A 16,157-nucleotide genomic window follows, 5' to 3' on the forward strand; every position below is an offset into this window, starting at 1 on the left:
TTTGAGGACGAGGTATGTCGAAGCGGGACTACTACGAGATTCTTGGGGTCTCAAAGACCGCGACCGACGGCGAGATGAAGGTCGCCTTCCGCAAGCTGGCCATGACCTATCACCCGGATCGTAATCCGGGGAATGCCGAAGCCGAGCTCCAGTTCAAGGAAATCAACGAGGCCTACCAGACGCTCACCGACGGGCAGAAGCGCGCGGCCTACGATCGGTTCGGCCATGCCGCCTTCCAACAGGGCGGTGCGGGTGGGCCCGGATTCGGCAACGAGTTCGGCGACTTCATGTCGGACATCTTCGACAATTTCTTCGGCGATGGCAGAGGCGCCGGCGCCGCTGCTGGCGCGGCGCGCGGCGGTCGGGGCGGCGCGACGCGCGAGCGCGGCGCGGATCTGCGCTACAACCTCGAGATCTCTCTGGAGGATGCGTTCGGCGGCAAGACCGAAACCATCACGATGGCCACCGCCGTCACCTGCGATGTCTGCTCGGGCACGGGCGCCAAGGCAGGATCCAAGCCGAAGCCCTGCCAGACCTGCGGCGGCTATGGCCGCGTTCGGGCGGCGCAAGGCTTTTTCGCCATCGAGCGGACGTGCCCGGCATGCCACGGGCGCGGTGAGATCATCGACAATCCGTGCAGTGGTTGTGCCGGCGCCGGCCGTGTCACGCGGGAGCGTACGCTCTCGATCAACGTCCCGGCCGGTGTCGATGACGGATTGCGGATCCGGCTGGCCGGCGAGGGCGAGACCGGCTTGCGCGGCGGTCCGGCGGGCGACCTCTACGTCTTCCTCTCGATCAAGCCGCACACGTTCTTCCAACGGGACGGGGCCGATCTGTTCTGCCGCGTTCCGATCTCCATGGTGACCGCCGCTCTGTCGGGAGAGATCACCGTGCCCGTCATCGACGGATCTCAGACCCAGGTGCGTATCCCGGCGGGTACGCAGACCGCCAAGCAATTTCGGATCAAGGGCCGGGGCATGCCGGTCCTCCGGTCCCGCGACGTCGGCGACCTCTATATCCAGGTCTTCGTCGAGACCCCGCAGAACCTGTCGAAGCGCCAGCGCGAACTTCTCCAAGAGTTCAACAGCACGGCCTCGGAGGAAAACCATCCCGAGAGCGCCGGCTTCTTCTCGAAGGTGCGCGACTTCTTCGACGGCCTCAGCGGTGCTGCCCGTTCATGATGGTGCGCGTCGTGCGTCAAGGCGGATCGAAACGGCCTCGCCGCCGTTGTGGCTGTGGCGGCGTTGCATCGTCGCGGCAAGCTCGCTCCGCCTCCAACGGACGATGCGAGGCTTTCGCCTTGACGGGGATCGCTCTTTTGTCGTCTAGCCTTAGCTTCCCACGCGTGATCTGAGGATAGTGGATCTTGCTGCCTCTACGCCGTCCCAGTGCCAAAGCCTTCGCCGCTACCGGTTCTGTCCGTGAACGGCGGGAGCCGCTGGAAGACGAAGCGCGCTTCCTTCGCTCCTGGTTCGAGAGGCCGCTCGTCACCGGTTCGGTGACACCGTCGGGCAAGATGCTCGCTCGGATGATGGCTTCCTATGTCGACCCCCGTACGCCCGGTCCCGTGATCGAGCTCGGGCCCGGTACGGGGCCGGTGACCGAGGCTCTGATCCGCCGCGGTATCGAGCAGGAGCGTCTCGTCCTCGTCGAGTACAATCCCGATTTCTGCAAGCTGCTTCAGAAGCGCTTTCCCCGCGCCACCATCCTGCGCGGCGATGCCTATAATATCCAGCAGACCATCGGCAGCCTCCTCACCGAGAAGGCGGCGGCGACCGTCTCCAGCCTTCCGCTCTTCACGAAGCCGCTGGAACAGCGCCTCGACCTCTTGAACGCCGCGCATGCGCTCATGCATCCGAGCGCTCCGTTCGTTCAGTTCACCTACGCCGTGGTGCCGCCGATCCCGGCGCGCTGCGATGCCGGCAGCTACACCGCCAGCCGTTCCAGCCGGGTCTGGCTCAACCTGCCGCCGGCGCGGGTTTGGGTCTATCGTCGGCCGTAGAGGCGAGAGCTCCTACCGCCATAGTCCTTCAGCCAACCTCAGCTGAAGGCGCGGCTCACCTGCCATTCAGCGATGCGCCGATAGGGTCGTTTCAGAGCGCCGAGACAGTCTCGGTGCAGTCATCTGACGGAGACCGACATGGGCTTTCGTGAATTCGCCGGCCGATCGAGAGGTTGGCTGATCGCCGCCGCGCTGTCGCTTGGTGTGGTCGGTGCCGCGCCCGGTATCGCGCAGGCAGCGCCGCTATCCGCATCCACGTTCGTCGGCGAACCGGCTCAGGCCGCCATCGTTCCGGTCCAGTATGGCTGGGGCCATCACCACCATCATCACCACCGCCACCATGGCTGGGGCGGACACCGCGGCTATGGCTTCGGCGGGCATCATGGCTGGCGTCCCCGTCACCACGGTTGGGGTGGGCATCGCCATCACGGATGGGGTCATGGCCACCACCGCGGTTGGGGCCATGGCCACCATCGTGGCCACGGGCATCGCCACGGTGGGTACTACCGGTTCTAGAAACCCCGGAGAGTAGGGATCGGCGATCTGAAAATACGATGCCGATCCCAGAGTTCATGACATCGGACCGGACGTCATGTCCGGTCCGATGTCATTCGCGGGCTCCTCTTGCCTCCACGGTGATCGAAGCCGGGCTTCGATCACCGTGACGGGCACTCCATCCCGGTCGGTCAGACCGGGGCGATGAGGAAACTCGCGTCCGTCAGGGCGGCCTTCTGCACGTCATGGACGATGATCTTGTGACTGGGGTCCGAGTCGCCGATGAAGGTGATGAGCGCGTTCTGACCGTTATTGATGGCCGTGACCTTGAAGTCATCATAGCTGTCGGCGAAGGCGGACAGGTCGATGATGTCGATGCCGACCGTGAAGCGGTACAGATTGTCCCGACCGGAATCCACCTCGAAATGGAAGGTGTCCGCGCCGGCTCCGCCGAAGAGCTTGTCCGCGCCGGCGCCGCCGTCGAGTGTGTCCCCGCCCTTGCCGGCGACGATGTAGTCTCGGTCGGCGCTGCCCGTGATCGAGACGGAGGATCCAGCCGTGCTTTGCGAGATGATGGTCGACCCGATTGTGTCTCCATCCGCTCCGACGCCGCTCATGTCGAGTGTCGTTCCGTTGCGAACGTAAGTCTTCTCGATGTCGATGAAATTGCTGTCGGTCAGCACGATGGTGCCGCCGCCCTGGACGAACAGCATGTCGATGTTGTCGCCGCCGTCGACGCGTGTCGGGCTCTCGGTGATCACGAGACGGTCATTGCCGGCGAGACCCCGCAGCGTATCGGCGCCGCCCATGCCGGTGAGCGTGTTGGCGTCGGCATTGCCGATCAAGGTGTCGGCGAAGGTGCTGCCCATGAGGTTGGCGATACCGTGGATCTCATCGCCGCTCGCATCGCCATTGCCGATCTGCGTTCCGAGGCCGAGCTCGACCGTCACGCCAGCAGCGGAATGGATGTAGCTCGCTGTGTCGGCGCCCCCTGAACCAAAGATGACGTCGGCACCGGCACCGCCTTCGATGACGTTGTTGCCGGAATCGCCGACCAGGGTGTCGGTGTAAGCCGTACCGCGGATGTTCTCGAACCCGTCGAGGGAATCGTGGCCCAACCCATTGGCCGTGCTTGCGAAATTTTGGGGCAGATTGACGAAGGTTCCTCCCGTCGAGTGTTCGTAGCTTACGGTGTCGATACCGTTCCCACCGATAAGCGTATCGTCTCCATCCCCGCCTTCGATGACGTTGTTGCCGGAATCGCCGGCCAGGATGTCGGCATAGGCAGTGCCGCGAATGTTTTCGATGCGCGAGAGCGTATCGACTTCCGAGGTCTGACGATCCGTTCCGGTTGCGGCGGACAGGTCGACGCTCACGCCATTGTCCATGGAATCGTAGCTGACGGTATCTGAGCCAGTGCCGCCGTCGATCGTATCCTCGCCGCTGCCGCCGCTGAAAACATCGTTGCCGCCGCCGCCACTGAGCAGATCGTTGCCGCTGCCGCCGAAGAGCACGTCGCCGTAGACGCCGCCGGTCAGGTTCACGGGACCTGAATTGTTGGCGAAATCCGCGAACACGCCGTAGGTCTGCGCATCGATGTCGACGATACGGTCTGCATCTTCGAAGAAAGTCCCGCCGCTACCGGTGCCCCAACCACTGGTAATCACGAAGGAGCCGGCAGTGTAGGGTCCAAGGGTATAGGTGCCGCCGATGTCTGAAAAATCATCGATTACATTACGGCTGAACCGAACAACGTCATTCGAGTCATAGTCTCCCTTGTAGGTGAATAGTACCGAGATCTGAGGGATATGACCCATTTATAGTGTCCTTATCGATCGTCTGATGCTGCATATTTAATATTGAAAAATCATATCGCCGGCATCGGGCGCAGGTTTTATTTTGGAAGTATCAATAATATGATATATGTTAAAATTATATGCTTGAAGTAATCGGGCAGATTACGAATTGCCGCATGCGCGCGCAATTTCTGCGCGTCGACGGCCACCGCATCGCGAGGATCGCGGTGCGGAAGGAAACGGATCTGTGGCGCCGGTGACGCGTCCTAGCGTCGACGGGGCGGCCGTCCCGTCACGGGCGAGGGCCCGCCCTCTGCCCGACCGGGGGTGTTTCAGGTGATGCGCTGGAGGGCGTGCGGGCGTCGGATCGGCGCGTCGGGCCCAATCCGGTAGGCTGCGCGAAGGGCAATCTCGGCGGCATCCGCCTGTGCTTCGCTGCGAGCATGGACGATGCCGAGGATGTCGGCCGTGTCGCCGGGGCGCGCCAGAGCCGAAAGGCCCACGGCCGGGTCGATCTCGTCCTGAGGGCGTGTGCGTCCGCCTCCCAGCGCGATGACCGCAAGACCGAGATCGCGGGTCTCCACCCGCTCGACGATTCCGACTTTGCCGGCTTTCACCTGACGTATGACCGGTGCGGACTGGCAGTGATCCGTCGCTCTCTCCACGAGATCGATGGGCCCGCCCAAAGCGGCGACCATCCGGCCGAAGATTTCGGCCGCGCGGCCGGAAGTGCGGGCCTCCTCGACGCGTCGTGACGCCTCGGCGATGTCGGCGGCGAGTCCGCCGAGCACCAGCATCTCGGCGCAGAGCGCCACGGTCACGGCGTGGAACGCGGGCTCGCAGGCGCGACCTGTGAGGTAATCCACGGCGTAAGTCACTTCCAACGCGTTGCCGGCGGAGGAGGCGAGGGGCGCGTCCATGTCGGTGATGAGTGCGACCGTCTTCAGGCCCGCACCATTGGCGACGGAGACGATGCTGTCGGCGAGGGCCCGTGCCTCGTCGATCCCCGCCATGAAAGCGCCGGAGCCGCACTTCACGTCCATCACGAGGCCGCCGAGGCCGGCGGCGAGTTTCTTCGACAGGATCGACGCCGTGATCAGGTCGAGGGATTCCACCGTCCCGGTGACGTCGCGTATGGCGTAGAGGCGCCGGTCGGCCGGGGCGAGGTCGGATGTCTGCCCGATGATGGCGCAGCCGATGGAGCGGGTCACGCTGCGGAAGCGGTCGAGGCCGGGCCTGGCGTCGTAGCCGGGGATGCTCGCGAGTTTGTCGAGAGTGCCGCCGGTATGGCCGAGGCCGCGACCGGAGATCATCGGAACGTAGCCGCCGCAGGCGGCGACCATCGGTGCGAGGGCGAGGCTGACCGTGTCCCCGACGCCGCCGGTCGAATGCTTGTCGAGAACGGGTCCGGGAAGATCCCAGGTCAGCACCGTGCCCGACCACGTCATCGCACGGGTCAGCGCGACGCGCTCGGCGAGCGACAGGCCGCGAAAGAACACGGCCATGGCGAAGGCGGCGGCCTGCCCCTCTGTCACCCGCCCATCGGTGATGCCGGAGACGAATGCGGCGATCTCGGCGTCGGTGAGCACGCGCCCGTCGCGCTTGGCCCGGATCAACTCCTGCGGCATCATCACGTGCGCGCTCCGAGGCTGGCGGTCAGCGCATCGTGCAGGCTGCTCGCTCCGATGCGGAATGTCTTCGCTTCCACCCAACCCGGTCCCATGATCCGATCGGCGATGTCGAGATAAAGGGCGGCATCGGCCACGGTGCGCAACCCGCCCGACACCTTGAACCCGACCGTGCGACCGCTGTCGCGGATGGCGGCGAGCATCGCCTCCGCTGCCTCGGGCGTCGCCGAGACGGGGCTCTTGCCGGTCGAGGTTTTCAGGAAGTCCGCGCCGGCGCCGATGGCGAGACGGCTCGCCTCGGCAATCCGCGCCGAATCCGGCATGGCGCCGGATTCGAGGATCACCTTGAGGATCGCGCGGCCGGACATCTCGCGCACGGCCTCGATCATCTCACTGGCCGCATCCGCATCGCCCGCCAGGAATGTCCGGTAGGGCAGGACGAGGTCGATCTCGTGCGCGCCGTCGTCCAGCGCCTCGGCGGTGTCCTCCGCAGCGCGCTCGATATCGGTGCCGCCGGCGGGGAAATTGATCACCGTGGCGATGCGGACAGGGGTTCCTGTCAGCAATTCCGCACACCGCGCGATATGCTGGGGCCAGACGCAAACGGCGGCGACCCGGCTCGCGCGAGCCTTGGCGCAGAGCAAGTCGACGGCCTGATCCGAACAGGAATCGCTGAGGTCGGTCAGGTCGAGCAGGGGCAGGGCGCGCCGGGCTATGGCGGCATCGGCGGCATGCGGATCGAGGATCATGTGGGAATCCTACAGCCGGGCGACGAATGCGTCGATCAGGCGGGCGAGGTCGGATGCGGCGGCGGCGGCCGCGCGCTTGGTCTCGTCGTGATGAGGGTCACCGTCGCCGATTCCGGCGGCGAGGTTGGTGACCACCGAGATGGCCGCCACCCTTAGACCGAAGAACCGGGCGAGAATCACCTCCGGCACCGTCGACATGCCGACGAGGTCGGCGCCGAGACGGCCGGCCATGCGAATCTCCGCCGGGGTCTCGAAGCTCGGGCCGGAGAACCAGGCGTAGACGCCCTCGTGAAGCGAAATCCCGCAGCTGCGCGCCGCCTCGTGGAGCGTCTCGCGCGCCGCCGCATCGTAGGCGCCGACCATGGGGACGAAGCGGGCATCGCCCGTCTCGCCGATCAGCGGGTTCAGGCCCGAGAGGTTGATGTGATCGCTGAGCGCGACGAGGCTGCCCGGCCCAGCCTGCGGCATCAGCGATCCGGCCGCATTGGAGAGAAGGAGGACCGTGGTCCCGAGCGCCCTGGCGACACCCAGCGGGACTTTCATGACGCTGGCATTGCCGCTCTCATAGGCATGGGCACGCCCCTCGAAAACCAGCACGCGCCGCCCGCCCAGTAAGCCACTATGGAGCCTGCCGCCATGGCCGGTGACCCCCGGCGAGGGGAACCCTGGAATGTCGGCATAGGGAACGGCGACGCCTCGCTCCAATCTGCCGGCGATGAGGCCGAGGCCCGTACCGGTGACGATCGCGGCATCGTAGGGGCCGGCAAAGCCACGGCTTTGCAGGGATTCCGTCGCGATGGCGATGGATCCGTCAGACATCGGTGCTCGGGTTCTCGCTGAGGAGGTTCTCGGGTCCGAAGGAATCGGGGAGCAACGCTCCGAGGGTGAAGCGGCGGCGAATGCCCTCGGGGCCGGCGATGTGGATCGGCGTTCCAGGCTTGGCGAACTCCCTGATCCGCTGGCGGCAGGCACCGCAGGGCGTCACCAAAGCCGGCCCATCGCCGATGATGAGGATGGTGCCGATCGCCCGTCCGCCGCCGGCGATCATTGCGGCGATCGCGCCAGCCTCGGCGCAGGTCCCGACCGGATAGGCCGCGTTCTCGACGTTGCAGCCGGCATGGATGCGGCCGTGCTCGTCCCGCAGGGCAGCGCCGACGGGAAAATTCGAATAGGGCGCGTAAGCCTGCGCCTTGGCAGCGCTGGCGGCTTCGAACAGGGCCGAGAGGTCGGCGTCGATCGTGTCCGTCATCGCTTCGGATCCGGTATAGGGGGCCGGTCGATCTTAGAGCAGGTGGGCCATCGGCCTGTCGAGAGCCAGGAAACGTGATCGACACGACGCGGGCGCGATCTTAGAACGCTCACTCGATGGTCTCAGGTGAGAGGCGGGCGGGACATGCTGGGTCGGATCGAACGCAAGGCCTCCGGCGAGGCGACGGTGGAATATGGCGATGGCACCATGCGCATCGTCAAGCCTGGGAGCTTCGTGCGTTGCGCGGTCACCGGCGAGCCGATCGCCCTCGACAACCTGCGCTACTGGAGCGCTGAGCTCCAGGAAGCCTACATCACGCCGGAGGCGGTGATGAAACGGTTGGCCGATCTCGGTCGCGCGAAGGGCTGAGCATCTCGACGACGCGCCTTAACTGAGCGAGGAGCCTCGTCTCATCCTCGATCCGAAGGGTGACGCCAAAGGCCGTAACGCCGGCGGCGAATTCCGCAGGCAGGCGGACCATGTCCTTCTCCGTGGTCACCAGAACCGCGCCCAACGCATCGGCTCGCGCCACCAATCCGGCGAGATCGCTGGCACGGTAGGGGTGATGATCCGGGAAGGGTCTGGTCTCGACCACGTTTGCTCCGGCCTGAACCAGCGTATCGAAGAATTTTCGGGGCCTTCCGATCCCGGCAAAGGCGAGGACGGGTTTTCCCTCGACGGAATTCGGCGCTGTCGGGACCAGCCTCGCTCGATGGACGGGCAGCCCGCGCAACGCGGCTTCCGCGGCAACCGCCTCTCCCGGTCCGTCCCCGCCGATGATCACAAGGCCACTGACATGGCGCCATTGCCGCGAGAGCGGGGCTCTCAACGGCCCGGCCGGGAAGGCCAGACCGTTGCCGATTCCGCTGCCGGCATCGACCACCGCGAGGGAGAGGTCCTTCGCGAGGCTGGGGTTCTGCAGCCCGTCATCCATCACCACGACATCGGCGCCGAGTTCCCGGCAGAGCTTCGCCCCGTCCGGCCGCTTCCTGGCCAGAATCGTGCGGGCGCATCGTGCAAGGAGGAGCGGCTCGTCGCCGACATCCGAGGATATATGGCGCGACGGGTCCACCGCGATCGGTCCCGCGAGACGGCCGCCATAGCCGCGGGTCAGGAAAGCGGGCTCGGCATCGAGGCCGCGCAGCATCGTGGCAACGGCGAGGGCGGTCGGGGTCTTGCCCGCCCCTCCCAGAGTGAAATTCCCGATGCAGATGATCGGGCAGGCTGCCCGTTCTCCGGGGCGATCCATGCGAGCGGCGACCCGCTTCCCGTAGAGCTGCCCGAGGGGTGCCAGAATCCGGCTCAGCGGATGAGTGGGCGAATCCCAGAAGGCCGGAGGCCGCATCAGGAAACGGCCATGGCCGTGAGCTTCATCTGCGCAATGAACGGATCGAGGACCGCGAGGGTCCGCTCCACCGCGCCTTCGAACGGCTGCAGCGCCGCATTTCCGGCCTTGGCCATGGCACCGGATCGCGGACGATCGAGGAGAAGGTCGCCGACGGCGGCGGCGAGCTCCTTCGCATCGGCCACCATCAGTGCCCCGCCTGCCTCGTCGAGGGCGTGGTAGACCTGGGCGAAGTTCTGAACGTTCGGCCCGTGCAGAATCGCCGCGTCGAGGCGGGTCGGCTCGATCGGGTTTTGACCGCCGCGCGTCGTCATCGATCCGCCGAGGAACACCAGCGGAGCGAGGCGGTAGAACAGACCCAGCTCCCCGAGCGTATCGGCGACATAGAGGTCGACGCCGCCATGGGGGCGGCCGCCGCGTGAGCGCAAGGTACTCCGCAGGCCCACGGCCGAAGCGCAGGCGGCGACCTCTTCGCCGCGCTGGGGATGGCGCGGCACCACGATGGTCAGCAGGTTCGGCAGCTGCGCCTTCAGCGCCGCGTGAGCTTCCGCCACCATCGCATCCTCACCCGGATGCGTGCTGGCCGCGACCCAGACCGGCCGGTCGCCGATCACGTCGCGAAGGTAGGCGAGCTGCTGGCCGTCCACAGGGGGGACGGCCGAATCGTATTTCAGGTTTCCGGCGATGCTCACGCGGGGAGCGCCGAGCCGTGCGAAGCGCTCGGCATCGTCCTTGGTCTGAGCCAGACAGATGGCGATGCGCGAAAGCAGCGCCTCGGCGGTACGCGGCGAGCGCGCCCAGCCCTTGAACGACCTTTCGGACATCCGTCCGTTGACGAGGAGCAGCGGGATGCCGCGCTGGTGCAAGGCGATGACCGTGTTGGGCCAGATCTCGGATTCCGCCACCAGTGACAGGTCCGGCTGCCAGTGGTCGATGAAACGCTCGATCCAGCGCGGCGCGTCGAGCGGCATGTACTGGTGTACGGCGCCGGCAGGGAGGCGCCGGCCGATCAGCTCGGCGGCGCTGCGTGTCCCCGTGGTGACGAGCACGCTGAAGCCCCGGGCGATCATGCCGTCGATCAATCCGACGAGGGAGAGTGCCTCGCCGACGCTGGCGCCATGCATCCAGACGAGGGGACCGGCCGGGCGGGCCCGTCCGGGAAGGCCCCGACGCTCGGGCAGGCGGCCGGGATCTTCCTTGCCCTTGCGCGAGCGCCAAGCCAGCAGGCCGGCCACCGCGGGCTCGCCGACATAGAGGCCGTAACGATAGGCCTGGAGGGCGATGGTGAGCGGGGGAGCCTTCACGCAAACGGTCCGACGGCGAGGGAGCCGGCAACCGGATCGACGACCCGGTCGGTGCGGCCGACGAGGGTGTAGGCGCGGTCGTGGACGCGGTTCATCTCGTTCTCCAGACGGCGCCGCAACGTTTCCAACTCCTCGGGCTCGACGTCGCGCGGGACGAGGACCGGCTCGCCGAAGACCATGGCGCCCTTGCCGAAGGGCAGCCCGAAACAGGCCTTGTCCCAGCTGTTGAAGCGCAGATGTCGGCTTGTGACCACGGCGACGGGAATGATCGGCCGGCCCGAGAACCGCGCCAGGGTGAGGATACCGACGTCGCAGCGGCGCGAGACCTTGGGCACATCGGCGCTGAAGGCGACGCTTTCACCATCCTTCAGGGCGCGAATCATGGCGCGCAAGCCCTCGGCTCCGCCCTTGGCCTTTGCATCGCGCACGGCGCGTCCGCGCGCGCCGGAGGCTCGGATCACGCGGACTCCCATGCGGGTGAGGGCGATGGTGTTGATGTTGCCGTCGGCCGACCGTGAGATGATCGTCGCGATCCGGTCCTGCGGACGGCGCATGAACGAGATCATCGTGTGCTGGCCGTGCCACATCCCGGCGATGAAGGGCGATAGGCCGTCGAGCCACCGATGGGGCTCGGCCGGCTCGACCGTGAAGCGGTTCGTCGCGCGCACCAGGCGCAGATAGTGGAAGGCCAGGAAGCCGAGGCTTTGCTGCACCGGTGGCGACCGGCCGACGCGTTTGAGAAGGCTCATACACTCGGTTCCGCGGGCCGCAAGGTCGGCCATCCGTCCGGCTGGCATCCGAGACGTCGGTGGCCGGTTGCGTCGTCGACGCATCGGCCGGACGTCGCTCGCTCGGAAGCGGTGCCGGTCCCGCGTGGTCTAACGCCGTTCGAATTGCTCGCGCAACCGTACCGATGGCCGCTGCCGCACCACCACACCGGAAGCCGGTTCACAATCATATGTGATTCACCCGATCCTGGTTTATGGAATCATTCCAATCTATATATTGGAATAATTCTAGGCTATGGAGATTGGGATGGACATCAGCGCGATCGGGGGCGTCGGGTCGAGCCCGGCGGCGAGACAGGAACCTCAAGTGCAGGACGAGCGGCGCGCGTTCGTCCTGCAATATGTCCAGCCGGGTTTGGCCGGACTCATCGACGGATCGGTCTCGACGCTTGCGCCGATCTTCGCGGCCGCCTTCGCCACGCACAGCAACGGAGCGACCTTCCTCGTCGGGCTGGCCGCCTCCCTCGGAGCAGGGATCAGCATGGGATTCACCGAAGCCCTCTCCGACGATGGCCGGGTAACGGGACGCGGCTCGCCCTGGATGCGGGGCGTGGTCTGCGGCGCCATGACCGCTCTGGGTGGGCTGGGTCACACGCTGCCCTATGCGATCCCGGAAAGCATCCCGAATGCGTTCGTGCTGGCTACCAGCCTCGCCATGCTGGTGGTGATCGTCGAGTTGCTGGCAATCGCGGCGATCCGCACGCGTTACATGGCGACGCCGTTCTGGCGTGCGACGCTGCAGATCGTTCTCGGAGGCGCTCTAGTTCTCGCCACGGGCATCGTGATCGGCAATGCCTGAAGCGTCGTGGACGCGGTCGAAGACTTGACGCGATAGCTGCGAGTGGCGAAGGCGAGCGCCTGATCCGAAACGGAGACCGATGTTCCGCCTCGCTCACCTCACCGATCCGCATGTCGGCCCGATCGCCCGTCCGCGCCTGCGCCAACTTCTCGGTAAACGTGCCACCGGCTACGTGAACTGGCGGCGCGGGCGCAGCCGCCATCATGACATGGAGATCCTCGCGGCGCTGGTGGCTGATCTGCAGACGCAGCCCCACGATCACATCGCCTGCACGGGAGACCTGTGCAACATCGGCTTGCCGAGCGAGTGGGCGACGGCACGGGTCTTCCTCGAAGCACTCGGTACGCCCGACACCGTGAGCTTCGTTCCGGGCAATCACGACGCTTACGTGCGCGGTTCGCTCGAGGGCTTGCTGAAAGCGTGCGGCGCCTGGACCTCGGGCGATGACGGCACCGCCTGCGTCTTCCCCTATCTCAGACGACGTGGTCGGCTGGCACTGATCGGAATATCGTCGGCCATTCCGACGAAGCCCTTCGTGGCCGCCGGCCGCGTCGGCACTCCTCAACTCGAGGCGGCCGAGGCCTTGCTGAAGCGCTTGGGCAACGAAGCCGAGCCGCCGTTTCGCGTGGCGATGATTCATCATCCGCCGCAGCCGGGTGGCGCATCAGCGGGACGCGAATTGAAGGACGCCGACGCCTTTACTGCCATGATCGGTCGGGCGGGTGCGGATCTGATCCTGCACGGCCACAACCATGTCGGCAGCGTCGCCTTCGTCGAGGGGCCGAACGGTGTCGGCGTCCCCGTGGTCGGCGCTCCCTCGGCATCGGCGGTGTCGCACGGCGGCAAACTGCACCGCCGAGCGAGCTATCACGTCTATACGATCACGAGGGCGGACGGTCGCTACGTGATCGACGCCAAGGAGCGCGGATTGACGGAGGCCGGCACCATCGCCGACCTCCGGGTGCTGAAGCTGGCGCGGAGGTGATCCGCTCAGTTTCCTCAGGTTCTGCCCGGTCAGAGCGCCATCTGTGCCTGCGGGCGCTGGGCCTGACGAGAGATGCTGGCCTGATAAAGCTCGGCCTGGAGGCGAGTGAGGCCGCTCACGAGAGCCGTCGGCCCCCGGTAGACCGTATAGGTGCCGTCATGGGTCGGTTTGACGTGGATCGTCTGGGACATGGAATGTCTCCCGGCCTGAGGGAATCGGTCGTCTAATGCTTCGGGAGTAAGTAGTGTTAATCGGCCGTTCATCGGCCGCAAGAGCGATGTACGCTTGTCCCGCCGACTTTCGTCGCTGCGCTGCACCCGGAGAATCGCGGTCGCCATGCTGTGATCAGACCGAGAACTCTTGCTCGGACAATGACGAACCACTGATTGGCGCAGTGCACAACGATTGCCTGCGATAGCCAATCGGACCGGCCATCCTTTCAGTCTTCTGGGGCAGGCCGATCGGGGTATCTGCCGTCCTGGGAAAATCAGATCCCCGCTCGTTCCGTCGAGCTGAACGACGCCTGGGATCGGGCCGCCGGAGTCCACATGCCGAGGCTCTCGGCCAAGCCATCGAGCTGTTTCATCGTAGGCGCGCTGTCTCCAGTCGAGGCCCAGGAGCTTTGTAACTTGGCTGGACCCTTTCGGAGTGCGGGCATGCCGAAGATCGAGGCCGACCCGTTCCCGACGATGTGGTCGGCGTTTTTATCGCGTCATTGCACTTCAGACTGTCTAAACGCCGCTCTCCATGGGCCATCCTCGTATCGAGGCGATGGAGCCAAGTGATCGTCGTGGTCGCGCGCGCGACCGGTCAGATGTGCGCGACGTCATCGACGAAGGTGAGAGAAATATCGCTCCACCGAGAAGGACCGGCGCCGCCAGGCGTATTAACTACCTTGGCGAAGGAGAGGCGTAGGTTGGAGCAATTCTGCTAAAATTAGCGGCGTTTGATGGAAAGCCGTTGATGGCGCTGGGTCCAAGGCCTTCCCTGAACGACAAGGTCGAAGGCTTCGATAGTTCGAAACGATCAGGGCAGACGATGGTTGCGGGCCAGGACCGATCGCCGAAGCGAGATGGAAGACTTCTGGAACTCGATGCCTTGCGGGGTATTGCCGCGATTCTGGTCGTCTTCTTCCACTTCACGGCGGCATACGGTTACGAGTTCGGGTGGGGCGACACTCAACCTCTCGTGCGCCTCACCTCAGGCCAAGCCGGGGTTGCGCTGTTCTTCGTGATCAGCGGCTTCGTGATCGCGATGACGCTCGAGCGCTCGGAGTCGGCTCTGGACTTTGTCGTGAGCCGCTTCGCCCGGCTCTATCCAACCTTCTGGTTCAGTGCCCTGCTCACCACCAGCCTGATCGTCGCCACCGGCTTCAACCCGTTCCATCTGACGCTCCAGGGTTTCCTGGCCTCGTTGACCATGGCGAACGGCTTGACCGACATTCCCTTCATCGATCCGGCCTATTGGACACTCACGCGCGAAATTCTCTTCTACGCCTTCTTCGCCACCGCTTACTTTGGGGTCGGCCCCCGTCATACAACCGCTGTGCTTCTGGCCTGGATCATCGGCACGTCATTCTACAATGTCTTTGTCTCCGACACGAACTTCTATGCCTGCCGGACGGCAGCGAGCTGCGGCGCGATCGCGCTGAATGCTACTTTCGCCCATCTCTTCGCGGCCGGAGCCCTCGGATACAAGCTCTATCGCGGCGAACGTACGCCTCTCGTCTTGGTGACATTGCTGGCCGCTATCCTTGCAGGGAGCGTCTCGTTCTGGCCCGAGCACGGATTTCAGCCCTCGGCCTCGCTGAAAGCCGCACTCTTCGTCGGCGTTGTCGTCGCCGCAGCCGGAGGCCTTCTGAAAATACTGCAATCGCGCGTGCTGGTCTTCTTCGGAGCGATCTCCTACTCGCTCTATCTTCTGCATCAGGTGATCGGCTATTTCCTGATCGGCGGCCTTCTCCAGCGCGGCGTGAACGCAAACCTGGCGATCCTGACTGCCTTTTGCCTCCTAACCGCCCTGGCAAGCGCCGTCTGCTACGGTGTCGAGCGGCCGTCGCAACGCGTCATTCGCCGCTGGTATGCAGCCTATCGCGACCGGCGACGTGCCCTACCGGTTCCATCGGCCTGACACCGCGACCAGATCGTTCTGCGAACGCCTATCCGTCGCCCGAAATCCGGGTGGGGTCATCGTCCGATGCAGGGAGATACGCTGCCTGCCGGCATAAGCCGACGCCGGAATTCAGGTGGAGATCCGGTCAACGCGTCATCAACTGATGCACGCGGGCGCTGATGGCACCTCCGAGAATGGCGTAGCCCAAGGTCGTCGGGTGAAGAGAATCGGCCATCACCTGCGTGGTGATCCGGCCTGTCGCATCGAGCATGGTCCTGCCGGGGTCGAGATAGATCACCCTCTTGTCGTCGGCGCAGCGGCGGATGAGGTCGTTCACCCGCGCATTCACCAGCCGCTCGGGGGCGGACGCTTCGACGCCGCGCGGCAGGATCCCGAGGAGAAGGATCTTGGTTTTCGGCGAGCGCCCCTGAATGAAACGGATGATCTCCGCGATGCCCAGAGCCGTGTCGTCCGGCCGGCTTTTGATGCCGATGTTGTTGGTGCCGATCATCAGGACGACGAGATCGGGTTTCAGGGTCGCGTTCCATTGGCCGTTATTGAGCCGCCAGAGCACGTCCTGCGTGAGGTCGCCCCAGAGACCCAGATTGAGCGGCGACCAACCTCCAAAGAACATGTTCCACAGGCCAGGATCCCAGCCCTGCGTGATGGAATCTCCTATGAAGACGATCCGTGATGCGCTGAGATCCTTGCCGTCCAGCTGAGCGGCGAGCTGTGCGCTTCGCTCGCGCAGCTCGGACAAAGCCACCGACTGCGGCATCGCTTCCAGGGGCATCGGCTGCCGAGGTGGGAGGGCCGGGCAAGCGGGCGCTGCGAGACCCGCTGATGCAACGCAGGCAATGGTCGCGCCCAAAAGAGCCTGGATGAGGAGACGGCGCATGGCCTGC

The 16,157-nt window shown here is 65.4% G+C and carries 16 protein-coding genes and 1 pseudogene; 6 read left to right on the top strand and 11 right to left on the bottom strand.

What is annotated here, in order from left to right:
- Positions 1 to 14: 14 nt before the first annotated feature.
- Complete coding sequence (gene dnaJ, locus A3OK_RS0100320) at positions 15 to 1,181, top strand: molecular chaperone DnaJ (protein WP_019902940.1); 1,167 nt, start codon at positions 15 to 17, stop codon at positions 1,179 to 1,181.
- 185 nt (positions 1,182 to 1,366) lie between these two features.
- Positions 1,367 to 2,002 (top strand): rRNA adenine N-6-methyltransferase family protein, encoded by a 636-nt coding sequence (locus tag A3OK_RS0100325; RefSeq protein ID WP_019902941.1) that lies wholly within the window; start codon positions 1,367 to 1,369, stop codon positions 2,000 to 2,002.
- Positions 2,003 to 2,245: 243 nt separating this feature from the next.
- On the opposite strand, the gene A3OK_RS23830 is transcribed toward A3OK_RS0100325, so the two are convergent.
- From A3OK_RS23830 to A3OK_RS0100360, 6 genes are all read right to left on the bottom strand, one after another.
- Complete coding sequence (locus A3OK_RS23830; RefSeq protein WP_155911914.1) at positions 2,246 to 2,422, bottom strand: hypothetical protein; 177 nt, start codon at positions 2,420 to 2,422, stop codon at positions 2,246 to 2,248.
- 266 nt (positions 2,423 to 2,688) lie between these two features.
- Positions 2,689 to 4,314, bottom strand: a complete 1,626-nt coding sequence (locus A3OK_RS22165) for a calcium-binding protein (protein WP_019902943.1) — start codon at positions 4,312 to 4,314, stop codon at positions 2,689 to 2,691.
- A gap of 311 nt (positions 4,315 to 4,625) precedes the next feature.
- A complete protein-coding gene (gene deoA, locus A3OK_RS0100345) occupies positions 4,626 to 5,927 on the bottom strand; it encodes a thymidine phosphorylase (RefSeq protein WP_036302062.1) in 1,302 nt (433 codons plus the stop codon).
- Complete coding sequence (gene deoC, locus A3OK_RS0100350; protein ID WP_019902945.1) at positions 5,924 to 6,670, bottom strand: deoxyribose-phosphate aldolase; 747 nt, start codon at positions 6,668 to 6,670, stop codon at positions 5,924 to 5,926. The genes deoA and deoC overlap by 4 nt, the downstream gene beginning before the upstream one ends.
- 9 nt (positions 6,671 to 6,679) lie before the next feature.
- Positions 6,680 to 7,489: a purine-nucleoside phosphorylase gene (locus A3OK_RS0100355; RefSeq protein WP_019902946.1), complete on the bottom strand. Its 810-nt coding sequence runs from the start codon at positions 7,487 to 7,489 to the stop codon at positions 6,680 to 6,682.
- Positions 7,482 to 7,919 (bottom strand): cytidine deaminase, encoded by a 438-nt coding sequence (locus A3OK_RS0100360; protein ID WP_019902947.1) that lies wholly within the window; start codon positions 7,917 to 7,919, stop codon positions 7,482 to 7,484. The genes A3OK_RS0100355 and A3OK_RS0100360 overlap by 8 nt, the downstream gene beginning before the upstream one ends.
- Positions 7,920 to 8,063: 144 nt before the next feature.
- Here A3OK_RS0100360 and A3OK_RS0100365 point away from each other — a divergent pair, with 144 nt between their 5' ends.
- Positions 8,064 to 8,288, top strand: coding sequence for a DUF2093 domain-containing protein (locus A3OK_RS0100365; protein ID WP_019902948.1), 225 nt, complete (start codon positions 8,064 to 8,066; stop codon positions 8,286 to 8,288).
- Here A3OK_RS0100365 and lpxK read toward each other — a convergent pair.
- The 3 genes from lpxK to A3OK_RS0100380 are packed head-to-tail and all read right to left on the bottom strand — an operon-like array spanning position 8,233 to position 11,317.
- A complete protein-coding gene (gene lpxK, locus A3OK_RS0100370; protein ID WP_019902949.1) occupies positions 8,233 to 9,264 on the bottom strand; it encodes a tetraacyldisaccharide 4'-kinase in 1,032 nt (343 codons plus the stop codon). The two genes, A3OK_RS0100365 and lpxK, sit on opposite strands and share 56 nt — an antisense overlap.
- A complete protein-coding gene (locus A3OK_RS0100375; RefSeq protein ID WP_019902950.1) occupies positions 9,264 to 10,568 on the bottom strand; it encodes a 3-deoxy-D-manno-octulosonic acid transferase in 1,305 nt (434 codons plus the stop codon). Before A3OK_RS0100375 ends, lpxK begins: the two co-directional genes overlap by 1 nt.
- Positions 10,565 to 11,317, bottom strand: coding sequence for a lysophospholipid acyltransferase family protein (locus A3OK_RS0100380; RefSeq protein ID WP_019902951.1), 753 nt, complete (start codon positions 11,315 to 11,317; stop codon positions 10,565 to 10,567). Before A3OK_RS0100380 ends, A3OK_RS0100375 begins: the two co-directional genes overlap by 4 nt.
- Before the next feature lie 358 nt (positions 11,318 to 11,675).
- On the opposite strand from A3OK_RS0100380, the pseudogene A3OK_RS0100385 reads away from it, so the two are divergent.
- A pseudogene (locus A3OK_RS0100385) lies at positions 11,676 to 12,155 on the top strand (VIT family protein); the annotation flags it as partial.
- Positions 12,156 to 12,234: 79 nt separating this feature from the next.
- Positions 12,235 to 13,140: a metallophosphoesterase gene (locus A3OK_RS0100390; RefSeq protein ID WP_019902953.1), complete on the top strand. Its 906-nt coding sequence runs from the start codon at positions 12,235 to 12,237 to the stop codon at positions 13,138 to 13,140.
- A gap of 29 nt (positions 13,141 to 13,169) precedes the next feature.
- On the opposite strand, the gene A3OK_RS24240 is transcribed toward A3OK_RS0100390, so the two are convergent.
- Positions 13,170 to 13,331, bottom strand: a complete 162-nt coding sequence (locus A3OK_RS24240; RefSeq protein ID WP_019902954.1) for a hypothetical protein — start codon at positions 13,329 to 13,331, stop codon at positions 13,170 to 13,172.
- 772 nt (positions 13,332 to 14,103) lie between these two features.
- Between A3OK_RS24240 and A3OK_RS0100400 the strand changes: the two genes are divergently transcribed.
- A complete protein-coding gene (locus tag A3OK_RS0100400; RefSeq protein ID WP_081631138.1) occupies positions 14,104 to 15,270 on the top strand; it encodes an acyltransferase in 1,167 nt (388 codons plus the stop codon).
- Between the two features lie 127 nt (positions 15,271 to 15,397).
- Here A3OK_RS0100400 and A3OK_RS0100405 read toward each other — a convergent pair whose 3' ends face one another.
- Positions 15,398 to 16,150 (bottom strand): GDSL-type esterase/lipase family protein, encoded by a 753-nt coding sequence (locus A3OK_RS0100405; protein ID WP_196805413.1) that lies wholly within the window; start codon positions 16,148 to 16,150, stop codon positions 15,398 to 15,400.
- Positions 16,151 to 16,157 lie beyond the last annotated feature (7 nt).

The sequence above is a fragment of the Methylobacterium sp. 77 genome (assembly GCF_000372825.1).
Taxonomy (GTDB): domain Bacteria; phylum Pseudomonadota; class Alphaproteobacteria; order Rhizobiales; family Beijerinckiaceae; genus Methylobacterium.

Excerpts from the sequence above, each read along its gene's own strand:
- dnaJ (WP_019902940.1), top strand. The coding sequence starts at position 15 with ATGTCGAAGCGGGACTACTACGAGATTCTTGGGGTCTCAAAGACCGCG.
- A3OK_RS23830 (WP_155911914.1), bottom strand. The coding sequence starts at position 2,422 with ATGCCCACCCCAACCGTGGTGACGGGGACGCCAGCCATGATGCCCGCC.
- A3OK_RS22165 (WP_019902943.1), bottom strand. The coding sequence starts at position 4,314 with ATGGGTCATATCCCTCAGATCTCGGTACTATTCACCTACAAGGGAGAC.
- deoC (WP_019902945.1), bottom strand. The coding sequence starts at position 6,670 with ATGATCCTCGATCCGCATGCCGCCGATGCCGCCATAGCCCGGCGCGCC.
- A3OK_RS0100355 (WP_019902946.1), bottom strand. The coding sequence starts at position 7,489 with ATGTCTGACGGATCCATCGCCATCGCGACGGAATCCCTGCAAAGCCGT.
- A3OK_RS0100360 (WP_019902947.1), bottom strand. The coding sequence starts at position 7,919 with ATGACGGACACGATCGACGCCGACCTCTCGGCCCTGTTCGAAGCCGCC.
- A3OK_RS0100365 (WP_019902948.1), top strand. The coding sequence starts at position 8,064 with ATGCTGGGTCGGATCGAACGCAAGGCCTCCGGCGAGGCGACGGTGGAA.
- lpxK (WP_019902949.1), bottom strand. The coding sequence starts at position 9,264 with ATGCGGCCTCCGGCCTTCTGGGATTCGCCCACTCATCCGCTGAGCCGG.
- A3OK_RS0100380 (WP_019902951.1), bottom strand. The coding sequence starts at position 11,317 with ATGAGCCTTCTCAAACGCGTCGGCCGGTCGCCACCGGTGCAGCAAAGC.
- A3OK_RS0100390 (WP_019902953.1), top strand. The coding sequence starts at position 12,235 with ATGTTCCGCCTCGCTCACCTCACCGATCCGCATGTCGGCCCGATCGCC.
- A3OK_RS24240 (WP_019902954.1), bottom strand. The coding sequence starts at position 13,331 with ATGTCCCAGACGATCCACGTCAAACCGACCCATGACGGCACCTATACG.
- A3OK_RS0100400 (WP_081631138.1), top strand. The coding sequence starts at position 14,104 with ATGGCGCTGGGTCCAAGGCCTTCCCTGAACGACAAGGTCGAAGGCTTC.
- A3OK_RS0100405 (WP_196805413.1), bottom strand. The coding sequence starts at position 16,150 with ATGCGCCGTCTCCTCATCCAGGCTCTTTTGGGCGCGACCATTGCCTGC.